Genomic DNA, 9951 nt, shown 5'->3' with positions numbered 1-9951 from the left:
CCCTCCGGCGACGTGCTTCCGCCCTCGGATTCCAGCTCCAGCCAAACGCGCCGATTCCCTGAGAACCGATCTTTTCTGCCGGGTTTCTTGAGAGAGTTGGCAGCAGGACGCGAGGTTCTCCCGTACTTATGACTGGACTGGCAATCGCCGCAGCTGAGATCCACTTTTGCCATTGCGAGGTGAAATCGAACTCGGGATCGAGCGCAAATGCCGCGTCGAGTGCTTCGTTGAGTGACTTGCCAAGCTGCATCGCAATGAAAGCCGCATGGGCGGCGGCAGACTGAACCAGTATCGTAGGTTGCCACAGTGGACGCACAACGAGCATCCCCGTAGGGACGTCCAGGCGCTCCGGAAAGACTCTGCCTGGCTGATGAGCAAGCCAGATGTCGGCGACCGCATAGCGGGAGGCGATCGCCGTGCATGCCGGATGCACGAAACCGCGCGTCGAGCAGGCGCTCATGACCGATATCGAGCCATTGTTGTGGTGTGAATGATGTGACGTCGGCGGCGAAGTGGGCGACGTGCAGCGACCATTCAAGCTGCGCTACATCAGCGAAATACCGGAAGCGCGGGTTCTGCTCTTAACGATCGATGAAGGTCGGCAATGCTTCGCCGAAGCGATTGAGGTCGCCGCTGTGCGACGGATGCGCACAAGCGTACGCATGCGACAGCCCCTCGAAATAGTCGCCGCCGACGAGCGCCAGCAACACGGGGTAGGCATTCGCAAGCGCCGCGCGCCAGTGGGCGCGTACGTTGCCACGGTAGAGCCCGATGCGCCGGCGTAAGTGGTCGCCGAAATCGGAACCGACAGCGATATGGGTCTGCGTCCCCGGCCACACACCCGCATTGACCTGTGCTGACCCCAATCCGGCTGTCGGCGGCACAGGCTTTACACGTTCGAGCAGTGGCCGTTCGTGTTCCGCGTCGAGGAGCGCGCTGGCGAAGGTTTGCTGGAGCAATTCAAGCTGCCTGGACATCATTCGTTTTCACCGGGGTGTCACCTGTTGTTCGGTGACAGGGCGCACCGATGCCTGCAGATTGCGTGCGAGCTGTGCTTCGTCGAGCAGCACGCTTAATGGTGGCATAGCAGTGTCCCATTCGATCATCGTCGGCACCTCGCCAAAGCGGCGCAGCGCGTATTCATAGAGCGTCCAGACGGCAGGCGCGACGCGTGAGCCATGATCATCGATGACAGCGACGTCGGTCACGCGGTGACCTGCCAGATGGATCTCGCCGACCATGCCGGGCGGCAATTCGTCCATCGCGGCAATCGCGTCTTCGCCGTGATTGCACTGGTTCACATACAGATTGTTGACATCGAGCAGCACGCCACATCCCGTGCGGCGCACCAGTTCTGCAAGGAACGCCGTCTCACCGTAGTCGTCGTCGAGGAACCGGACATATGTCGAAACGTTTTCAAGCAGGATCGGCCGGCCGATCACCTCCTGCACTTCGCTGACTCGTGCGCTGAGCTGATCCAGTGCGGCATCGGTCAGCGGCATCGGCAGCAGGTCGTTCAGATGACCGGCCGATGTCGCTCCCCAGCATAAATGCTCGGAGACGACTGCGGGCTTGATCCGCTCGACTCGACCGCCGGCACCATGGTGAGAAAGTCAGAGTAATACGCGTGACGCAATCCAATGCCGACTCCAGATAGCGCGCGGGAGGCAGGCGTCGTGGTGTTCATCGGTGCCATGACTTGAATTCGTAATGCATTGGGACGTGGCGAGTGTCAGCGTTCGACGGTGCCCCCCATCTTTTTGCAGGTTCCCTTCGGCACGTTCTTGAAATCGCCCTTATCGTTGTCGACTTTCGACTCGCCTGCGCAGCTGTGTACGCCGGTCTTGCTCGCGCAGTCGTTCTGGCCGGCCTTGGCGATACCGAAGCACCGCACATTGTCTTCTGCATGAGCGGCGTTGATGCCCGTCGTGACAACGCCAGCGAGCGCAACGGCAATCAGGGCTCGCCGGCTGAGATTCGATTTCATCTCGCGTCTCCAGGGTTAGGGCGGCATGGGGTTGCCGCAAGTTTCGTGGAGCCCCGCGCGCGGGTTGCTCAGGTATCCCTTCGCCGCAAGCGCTGAGCGGTTACAGCGTGGCTTGAGTCATTCTGCAGTCGTCTGGCCGAGCTCGCTGCAATTTTTTTGCAAGAGCATTCGAGCGCATCGCTGATCGAAAGGTTTGCGCGTGGGACCTGATCCTCGATCTGAGCCGATCTGTTCCCCGGTCGACCGAAGCAAACCAGGCGGTAGACCGCCTCCGCATGCTTGCCGCGACTCCCCATATGGATCAAGATCAAGTCGACTCATCAGGAATAAGCTATTCCCATGACAGACAACCCCGATCCCGACAAACTGAAAGGCCCCGGAGGCTTGACGTTTCGCCAGATCCACGATCAGGTGCAGAAGAGCGTCGAGCGCGACCGGGAAGCGCAGGCTACGCGCACGCCGCGGAGCCGGTGGCAGCGCTGGGTGCGCTACGTGTGGGGCCGCAGCGGGCGTCGCTAGCAGGCTTGAAGGACCGAGATGGCGGTTGCCAGACGACTTCTGGGGAGGTGAGCCGCATCGCCACCGCCCCCAGTTTTCCGCCGGGCAATCCGAAAATTTGAATGCCTGTAGGTCAGCAACGTGTCAGAAAGCTCGGCAGGCTGGCCGCGCTCGCATAGATGCGTGGTTCGACGAACTTACCGACCGCAAATCAACCGGAAATTCCTGCGCGCACCGCTAGACCTTCCGCCTGCATGTCCGCAACCTCTGAATTTTTTTTTAATTTCTACAGAATTACGTTTTCGGCAGGGCTGCTAGGCTGGCGGCCATCAAAGTGGAGAAATTGCACGCTCGCTTTTCCATTCGACCCTTACGAAACGGACCTGCCATGAAAATTTCGATCGCGATGGCCGCCTACAAGGGTGAACGCTTTCTGCGCGAGCAGCTGGACAGCATCGCTCGCCAGACCCTGCTTCCTTACGAACTCGTGATTACCGATGACAGTCCGGACAGCGGCACTGCCGATATCGCGTTCGAGTTCGCGCGCGGTGTGCCGTTTCCGGTGCGTGTCGTGCGCAACGAACAGCGGCTTGGCTTTCACGAGAATTTTTTCAAGGCGATCTCGCTGTGTGAAGGCGATTTCGTCGCGTTCTGCGATCAGGACGACATCTGGGCCGACAACAAGCTCGAACGCGTTGCCGAGGAGTTCGTGGACCCGGACGTGATGCTCGTGGTGCATGGCGTGAAAGTCGTCGACGGTGACCTGAACGTGCGCGACGACAACACGGCCAGCCACTGGTCGTACCGCGGCATCTACGATCCGCTGACGACGAACCCATGGTACGTGCTGTTCGGCATGTCGACGGTCGTGCGTCACTCGATCTACGACTACATCGACTGGCGCGACCGGCCGGAACATCCGATCGATCCGGGCTTTGCGATGTCGCACGATACATGGGCGTGGTTCGTGGCGACCTCGCTCGGCAAGATATCGGCGATCGACGACCCGCTCGTGCTCTACCGCCAGCACGGCGCCAACAGTTGCGGCGTGGCGCCCGATCGTGATGTCGGCGAAAAAGTCGAAATGACGAAGGCAGCGGGCGCAACGCATTACCGAAGAATGGCGACCGCTGCGTTCGGTCGCGCTGACAAGATGCTTCAGGTGTCGCGCACCGCGCCGTTGCCGGTGCGCAAGCGTGCGGCCGCCGCGGTGGACTACTATCGCGCGCTCGGCGAACGGTTGCGCCGTCGCGCCGATCTGTACTGCACGGCAACATCGACCGTCAGCCGCGCGGGAACGGTCGCTCGGCTGTTCGTATCCGGGGCGTACGGGTCGTTGAATCACGGTGGCCTCGGACGTCGCGCATTGCTGAAAGACGTGCACGCCACGGTGTTCCGGGTCAGCATCGAATGAGTTCGTGCTTCACGGCGCCTTTCACGGTTTGATCGCGCGAGATTGGGACCAGGACAGCCCGTTAATTTGATAGGCTTGATGGTTTCAACTCAGGCAAGGTGAAACCGTGATCCGTCATATCGTGATGTGGAAACTGAAGGAATCGGCCGAGGGCGCCAGTCGCGAGGAAAACGCGGTCAAACTCAAGCAGAAACTCGAAGGTTGCCGCGACATCGTGCCGGGCATCCTGCATCTGGAAGTCGGCATCGCGAAGCCGGGTCTCGAATCGACATATGACGTCGTGCTCATTTCCGATTTCGCCGACAAGGCCGCACTCGATGCCTATCAGGTCCATCCGACGCACGAAGCACTCAAGGGCTTCGTCGGCGCGGTGCGTGAAGCGCGTCAATGCGTCGATTTCGAACTGTGACGCGCCGCGATGACTGACGCGCACAAACCCGCCGGCAGCAAAGCGCACGCGCAATCCATGCCGATGGTCGAAAGCCCGTTCATCGACCATCTCGGCGCGAAGCTGATCTCGGCCGTGGATGGCGTCAGCGAGGTCGTGTTGCCGCTTCAACCGCAGTTGCTGAATACCTGGGACGTCGCGCACGGCGGCGTCACGATGACGCTCGCCGATGTCGCGCTGGCGATGGCCGCGCGCAGTGTCGCGGGTGATGGCGTTGGCGTCGTCACCGTCGAGATGAAGGTCAACTTCATGCAGCCGGGCCGCGGCGAATTGCGCGCCACCGGCCGCGTGCTGCACCGCTCCACGACGATGGCCTACTGCGAAGGCGAGATCCGCGATACCGAAGGTCACTTCGTCGCGAAAGCACTCGGCACGTTCAAGTACATGCGCCGTCTCGCGGTCGGTCGCGACGTGAAGCAGCAACGCCTGCGCAGCGATCCAACTGCAACGCCCGGCCCAAGCGACGGCTGACCAGGGCGCATCATCAAGCACAGGCGCGGTCAAACCCACATAACCATACCGGAGACAATCTCATGACCCAAGTCAATCGTCAGATCCTGCTCGCCTCGCGTCCACAAGGCGCCGCGAGCGCGGACAATTTCAGGCTCGTCGAAACGCCGCTGAAACCGCTCGCGGATGGCGAAGTCCGCGTGCGCAATCACTATCTGTCGCTCGATCCGTACATGCGCGGGCGCATGAACGAGAGCAAATCGTACGCACAACCGCAGCCGCTCGACGAAGTGATGATCGGCGGCACGGTGGGCGAAGTGGTGGAGTCGAAGAATCCGAAGTTTTCGGTGGGCGACAAGGTAGTCGGCATGTTCGGCTGGCAGGAGTTCGGGACGTCGGACGGCAAGGGTATCCAGAAGGTCGACACCACACATGTGCCGCTCTCCGCGTATCTCGGCCCGGTCGGGATGCCGGGCGTGACAGCCTGGTATGGCCTCAACAGGATCATTGCGCCGAAGGCCGGCGAGACGGTGGTCGTGAGCGCGGCGAGCGGGGCGGTCGGCAGTGTGGTCGGGCAACTGGCGAAGCTCGCGGGTTGCCGCGCGGTCGGCATTGCGGGCGGCGAGGAGAAGTGCCGCTATGTGGTCGAGACGCTGGGATTCGATGCGTGCGTCGATTACAAGGCCGGCAATCTGTACAAGGATCTGAAAGCGGTCACGCCTGACGGCGTCGACGGTTACTTCGAGAACGTCGGCGGCGAAGTGCTCGACGCGACGCTCGCGCGCATGAATGCGTTCGGGCGCATCGCGCTGTGCGGCATGATCGCCGGCTACGACGCACAGCCGTTGCCGCTCAAACAGCCGGCGCTGCTGCTTACGCAGCGCCTGCTCGTGCAGGGCTTTATCGTCAGCGAGCATATGGAAGTGTGGCCGGAAGCGCTCACACAACTCGGCACGCTCGTCGCGCAGAAAAAGCTGCAGTACCGCGAGAGCGTTGCACAGGGACTCGAGAGCGCGCCGGAAGCGTTTCTCGGCATGCTGAAGGGAAAGAACTTCGGTAAGCAGATCGTCAAGCTGATCTGACGGTGCGTCGAGGGCGGGCGCATCGTCGGATCTCCGGATCGCGGGGCGGTCCGCCAGAACGTCCACCACAACGCACACCCGCACGATAAAAAGAAAGGAGACACGATGTTCCAGTTCGACGGCAAGGTCGCCGTGATCACGGGCGCGGCGAGCGGGTTCGGCCGCGCGTTTGCGGAGAAGGGCGCGGCACTCGGCATGAAGCTCGTGCTTGCCGATGTCGATGAAAACGCGCTGACGCAAACGGTCGATGCACTGCGCGCCAGCGGCGCCGACGCGATCGGCGTACGCACCGATGTATCCGATCCCGCGCAGGTCGAAGCACTTGCGCTTGCGGCACTCGACGCGTTCGGCAAGGTCCACCTGCTGTTCAACAATGCGGGCGTCGGCGCCGGCGGCTTTCTGTGGGAGAGCAGCGCGAACGACTGGGCGTGGGTCTTCAACGTCAATGTGATGGGCGTGGCGCACGGCGTGCGCGTCTTCACGCCGATCATGCTGCGCCAGGACGAGCCGGCGCATATCGTCAACACGGCTTCGGTGGCGGGGCTGCTGTCGCCGCCTTCGATGGGCGTGTACAACGCGTCGAAGCACGCGGTTGTGTCGCTCACGGAGACGCTGTATCACGACCTCAAGCTCGTGGGCGGGCAGGTTGGATGCTCGCTGCTGTGTCCGGCGTTCGTGCCGACCGGCATCGCCGACGCGGAGCGTGCGCGTCCTGACACGCTGCGCAACGACGCCGCGCCGACGCGTTCGCAACTCGCCGCGGGCAAGCAGTTGCATCGCGCGGTGCAGTCGGGCAAACGCACGGCGGCCGATGTCGCCGATATGACGTTCGACGCGATCAAAGCCGGCCGCTTCTACGTCCTGACGCATCCGGGCATTCTCGACACCGTGCGGTTGCGTCACGAAGATATCGAGCAGCAGCGCAATCCGACCGATCCTCTGTCGCTGAAGCCGGAAGTGAAGACCGCGGATTGACCATCGAGGCGACAGGCGTTGAGTGGCGGCTTCGTGGCATCATACGGCGCTCATTCCCTGCGAGCGGCGCGTGCGCGTCGCATTGAAGTCCGATGCCGCTGAATCCCAAGATCGAGCAGATGCTCGAGATGGTCGCGAAGGCGAAGCGCCCCGCGTATCACGATCTCACGCCGCAACAGGCGCGCGCGTCCTATGAAAAGAGCGCGCCGATTCTCGAGATCGCGAGCGCGCCGATGTACGGCGTCGAAGAGGTCGCCGTCCCGGCTCGCGACGGCGCGTCGATTCGCGCGCGGCTCTACTATCCGGTCGAGCCGGGATGGGCCGAACTCGCGCCGGCGCTGGTTTATTTTCATGGCGGCGGCTTTACGGTCGGCAGCGTCGATACACACGACGCGCTGTGCCGGATGTTCGCGCGCGATGGGCAATGCGTCGTGTTGTCGGTCGATTACCGGCTCGCACCGGAGCATAAATTCCCGACCGCCGTGAACGACGCTTTCGATGCGCTCATGTGGCTGCACGCCAATGCGGCTGTATATGGCATCGATCCGGATCGCCTCGCCGTCGGTGGCGATAGCGCGGGCGGCACGCTTGCGACGGTCTGTGCAGTGCTGGCGCGCGATGCAGGTATCCGGCTCGCGCTGCAACTGCTGATCTATCCTGGCACGACCGGCCATCAGCAGACCGCTTCGCATGCGCGGCTTGCGGATGGTTTTCTGCTGTCGGGCGAGACGATCCAGTGGTTCTTCGAACAATACATTCGCGATGCAGCCGATCGTCATGACTGGCGTTTTGCGCCGCTCGATGGACATGCGGGAGATGAGCGTCCCGACGGCTCGCGTAGCGCGCCGGATTTTCACGGCGTGGCGCCAGCGTGGATCGCGACGGCTGAATACGATCCGCTCAGCGATGAGGGCGCGGCCTATGCGGACAAACTACGCGCGGCAGGTAACGTGGTCACGCTGAAATGCTACGCGGGCATGATCCACGAGTTCTTCAAGATGGGCGGGTTTGTGCCTGATGTGGCAGAGGCGCATGCCGATGCCGCTTCGGCGTTACGGCATGCGTTCGGAGTGGACTGATCCAGCGTCAGACGTCAGCGCGAGCGGAGGCGCGTCAGGTTGCGATGTCGAACGCTGCGATGTCGAACGTATAGGCGCGCTCGAAATCTCCCGGTCGCGTGACGCGATGCGAGCCGTTGTCGTCGCTGCGCTCGGTGATACTGACCTTCAACGCCTTCTCTTCCACGACCACCCGCAGTGCTGTCGTCCCACGTGTGCCGTACTCAGGCGTGTCGATAAACGCCGCTGAAAGCGCACGTTCACGTTCGAGGGGAATGCCTGTCGAAGGCAGTTCGTCGTCGCGGGCGAGACGCGGGTCGCGCATCATCCCGATCAACTGCGTGAGCGTCGGCGCCGCTTCGTTCTGCACTAACGCGGCCAGCTCAGCGCGCTTCTTCACGAGCTTCGGCCAGCGCGTATCGAGCACCGCGTTCGAAATGCCGTGCGTGCCGGCTTCGAGCAACACGGGTGCAGCGTCCGAACGGTTGCAATACCAGCCGAGTTCGCGTCGCGAGAAGTCGCCGATCAGCAGATTGAAGCCGTTATAGATATCGCCGGTTCGCGCGACCTGCTGCAGATAATCGAGCGGTGCCAGATTCTCATCGCGTTCGCCTGAAAGCCAGCCGCTGACCAGGGTGCCGCGCGTCGGCGCATCGGGCCGCATCTCATGCGGCGCGCGATAGTTGGTGAGCGCGGCGAATCGCCCGTCGCGCGTGACGCCGAGCCACGTGCCGCCGCCAACCAGATCGCGTCCCGCCAGCAGGCCGGGCGCGTCGGCCCACCAGTGCATCGGATCGGCGGTACGGCGAAGGAACTCGTCGCGATTCGCGGCGAGCGTGAACAGCGCGCCCGTCGACGCGTCCGGCCGCCAGTCAAAGACGATCAGGCACATGAGCGCGTCGCCTTCAGCCCCGTCAGGCGGGACGAACGGAGGTGGGCGGCCAACGCGTCAGATCTCGGTCGGCAGCGAATAGGGCAACGGCAGGAAGGTAAGTGCCGGGCCGTCGGCGGCGCCGAGATGCGCCGAGCCGCCTTCGAGCGCCGCGAGCTTGATCTCGACCAGCACATCGACGCCGCCTTCCGGCGCCGAGGCGGCGTTCACGACCATCCCGCACGGCTGGCCCGGATCGTCCGAATGGAACAGTTCGACGCCCGGCGCGACCGTCGCCAGCTCACCGGCCACGTTCGCGAGCGACGTACGACGCTTGATCGTGCCGCGATACTGGCTGCGCGCAACGACTTCCTGGCCCGGATAGCAGCCCTTGCGGAAATTGACGCCGCCGAGCACATCGAAATTGACCATCTGCGGCACGAACTGTTCGACGACCGGCTGCGTGATCCGCGGCTCGCCGGCGCGGATGTCGAGCCAGTCCCACACGGCCGGCGACACGCGCGCGAGCTTGCCTTCGAGCGCGGGCAGGCGCGCCTCGACTTCAGCCTTCGGGCCGACCCACAGATAGCGCAGCCGTCCGGCGGCGTCGGGCACGTGGATCAGCGAGCCCAGTTGCCCGTCGATTTTCACGTGAACGCCATCCGGAATCGCGTCGAACACGTGCGACAGCGCCGGGCGCACATCGCCGGCAAAGCCGATCACGGCGAGTTCCGCGGTGGCGTCGACAAGTTTCGCCTTCGCGCGCAGCACGAACATCGAGAGCCGCTTCTGCACGGCCGGCTGGATATCGCGCGAAATCAGCAGGCGCACGGCTTCGCCGCAGCGCCACGTCAGGAACGATGCGAGCAGGCGGCCCTTCGGCGAGCAATAGCCGGACAGGCGCGCGTTCGCGGCGTCGAGATGTTGCGTATCGTTGGTGAGCTGGCTGTGCAGGAACGTGGCAGCGTCGTCGCCGGTGGCGTCGATCACGCCGAACTGCGTGAGCGGCATGAACGCGCCGCGCGTGAGCACGGCATCGAAATCGGCCGCGTCAGGACGCGGAAACGAAACAGGTGCAGGGGAAGCGGCAGGCGCAACAGAAGCGGCGGAAGCCGTTACAGGCGTACCTGGCGCGGGGGCGAGCGGTGCATTCATGGATTCGCGGTCG

The 9951-nt window shown here is 63.3% G+C and carries 12 protein-coding genes and 1 pseudogene; 7 read left to right on the top strand and 6 right to left on the bottom strand.

Annotation, left to right across the window (positions count from 1 at the left end):
* From P3T16_RS32100 to P3T16_RS32085, 4 genes and pseudogenes are all read right to left on the bottom strand, one after another.
* Nucleotides 1-460 (bottom strand): annotated as a pseudogene (locus P3T16_RS32100) (hypothetical protein); the annotation flags it as partial.
* Nucleotides 461-581: 121 nt separating this feature from the next.
* Nucleotides 582-980 (bottom strand): DNA-binding domain-containing protein, encoded by a 399-nt coding sequence (locus P3T16_RS32095; RefSeq protein ID WP_429345282.1) that lies wholly within the window; start codon nucleotides 978-980, stop codon nucleotides 582-584.
* Nucleotides 981-986: 6 nt separating this feature from the next.
* Nucleotides 987-1577 (bottom strand): DUF692 domain-containing protein, encoded by a 591-nt coding sequence (locus tag P3T16_RS32090; protein ID WP_429345286.1) that lies wholly within the window; start codon nucleotides 1575-1577, stop codon nucleotides 987-989.
* A 155-nt stretch (nucleotides 1578-1732) separates the two neighbouring features.
* Nucleotides 1733-1987 carry a BufA1 family periplasmic bufferin-type metallophore gene (locus P3T16_RS32085; protein ID WP_429345281.1) on the bottom strand — a complete coding sequence of 85 codons (255 nt, stop codon included), beginning with the start codon at nucleotides 1985-1987 and terminating at the stop codon, nucleotides 1733-1735.
* Nucleotides 1988-2326: 339 nt separating this feature from the next.
* Between P3T16_RS32085 and P3T16_RS32080 the strand changes: the two genes are divergently transcribed.
* From P3T16_RS32080 to P3T16_RS32050, 7 genes are all read left to right on the top strand, one after another.
* Nucleotides 2327-2506: a hypothetical protein gene (locus tag P3T16_RS32080; protein WP_429256382.1), complete on the top strand. Its 180-nt coding sequence runs from the start codon at nucleotides 2327-2329 to the stop codon at nucleotides 2504-2506.
* 367 nt (nucleotides 2507-2873) lie between these two features.
* Entirely contained in the window at nucleotides 2874-3899 is a 1026-nt protein-coding gene (locus tag P3T16_RS32075) for a glycosyltransferase family 2 protein (protein WP_429345280.1), read from the top strand.
* A gap of 106 nt (nucleotides 3900-4005) precedes the next feature.
* Nucleotides 4006-4308 (top strand): Dabb family protein, encoded by a 303-nt coding sequence (locus tag P3T16_RS32070; RefSeq protein WP_429256380.1) that lies wholly within the window; start codon nucleotides 4006-4008, stop codon nucleotides 4306-4308.
* A gap of 9 nt (nucleotides 4309-4317) precedes the next feature.
* The gene (locus tag P3T16_RS32065) at nucleotides 4318-4818 is read left to right on the top strand and encodes a PaaI family thioesterase (protein WP_429345279.1); all 501 of its coding nucleotides are present in this window, start codon (nucleotides 4318-4320) and stop codon (nucleotides 4816-4818) included.
* A 62-nt stretch (nucleotides 4819-4880) separates the two neighbouring features.
* Entirely contained in the window at nucleotides 4881-5879 is a 999-nt protein-coding gene (locus tag P3T16_RS32060) for an NADP-dependent oxidoreductase (protein ID WP_429345278.1), read from the top strand.
* Nucleotides 5880-5984: 105 nt separating this feature from the next.
* Nucleotides 5985-6854 carry an SDR family oxidoreductase gene (locus P3T16_RS32055; RefSeq protein ID WP_429256377.1) on the top strand — a complete coding sequence of 290 codons (870 nt, stop codon included), beginning with the start codon at nucleotides 5985-5987 and terminating at the stop codon, nucleotides 6852-6854.
* Between the two features lie 92 nt (nucleotides 6855-6946).
* Nucleotides 6947-7933, top strand: a complete 987-nt coding sequence (locus P3T16_RS32050; RefSeq protein ID WP_429345277.1) for an alpha/beta hydrolase — start codon at nucleotides 6947-6949, stop codon at nucleotides 7931-7933.
* Between the two features lie 34 nt (nucleotides 7934-7967).
* Here P3T16_RS32050 and P3T16_RS32045 read toward each other — a convergent pair whose 3' ends face one another.
* Both P3T16_RS32045 and P3T16_RS32040 read right to left on the bottom strand, forming a co-directional pair.
* Nucleotides 7968-8804: an NRDE family protein gene (locus P3T16_RS32045; protein WP_429256375.1), complete on the bottom strand. Its 837-nt coding sequence runs from the start codon at nucleotides 8802-8804 to the stop codon at nucleotides 7968-7970.
* Between the two features lie 57 nt (nucleotides 8805-8861).
* The gene (locus P3T16_RS32040) at nucleotides 8862-9938 is read right to left on the bottom strand and encodes a YgfZ/GcvT domain-containing protein (RefSeq protein ID WP_429345276.1); all 1077 of its coding nucleotides are present in this window, start codon (nucleotides 9936-9938) and stop codon (nucleotides 8862-8864) included.
* Nucleotides 9939-9951 lie beyond the last annotated feature (13 nt).

Source organism: Paraburkholderia sp. GAS42, assembly GCF_050436565.1.
Classification (GTDB): domain Bacteria; phylum Pseudomonadota; class Gammaproteobacteria; order Burkholderiales; family Burkholderiaceae; genus Paraburkholderia.
Note: the sequence above shows the minus strand (reverse complement) of the source record. Positions and strands in the feature narration are given on the sequence as shown.

Coding starts and splice junctions, on each gene's coding strand:
- P3T16_RS32095 (WP_429345282.1), bottom strand. CDS start 980: ATGATGTCCAGGCAGCTTGAATTGCTCCAGCAAACCTTCGCCAGCGCG.
- P3T16_RS32085 (WP_429345281.1), bottom strand. CDS start 1,987: ATGAAATCGAATCTCAGCCGGCGAGCCCTGATTGCCGTTGCGCTCGCT.
- P3T16_RS32080 (WP_429256382.1), top strand. CDS start 2,327: ATGACAGACAACCCCGATCCCGACAAACTGAAAGGCCCCGGAGGCTTG.
- P3T16_RS32075 (WP_429345280.1), top strand. CDS start 2,874: ATGAAAATTTCGATCGCGATGGCCGCCTACAAGGGTGAACGCTTTCTG.
- P3T16_RS32065 (WP_429345279.1), top strand. CDS start 4,318: ATGACTGACGCGCACAAACCCGCCGGCAGCAAAGCGCACGCGCAATCC.
- P3T16_RS32060 (WP_429345278.1), top strand. CDS start 4,881: ATGACCCAAGTCAATCGTCAGATCCTGCTCGCCTCGCGTCCACAAGGC.
- P3T16_RS32055 (WP_429256377.1), top strand. CDS start 5,985: ATGTTCCAGTTCGACGGCAAGGTCGCCGTGATCACGGGCGCGGCGAGC.
- P3T16_RS32050 (WP_429345277.1), top strand. CDS start 6,947: ATGCCGCTGAATCCCAAGATCGAGCAGATGCTCGAGATGGTCGCGAAG.
- P3T16_RS32045 (WP_429256375.1), bottom strand. CDS start 8,804: ATGTGCCTGATCGTCTTTGACTGGCGGCCGGACGCGTCGACGGGCGCG.
- P3T16_RS32040 (WP_429345276.1), bottom strand. CDS start 9,938: ATGAATGCACCGCTCGCCCCCGCGCCAGGTACGCCTGTAACGGCTTCC.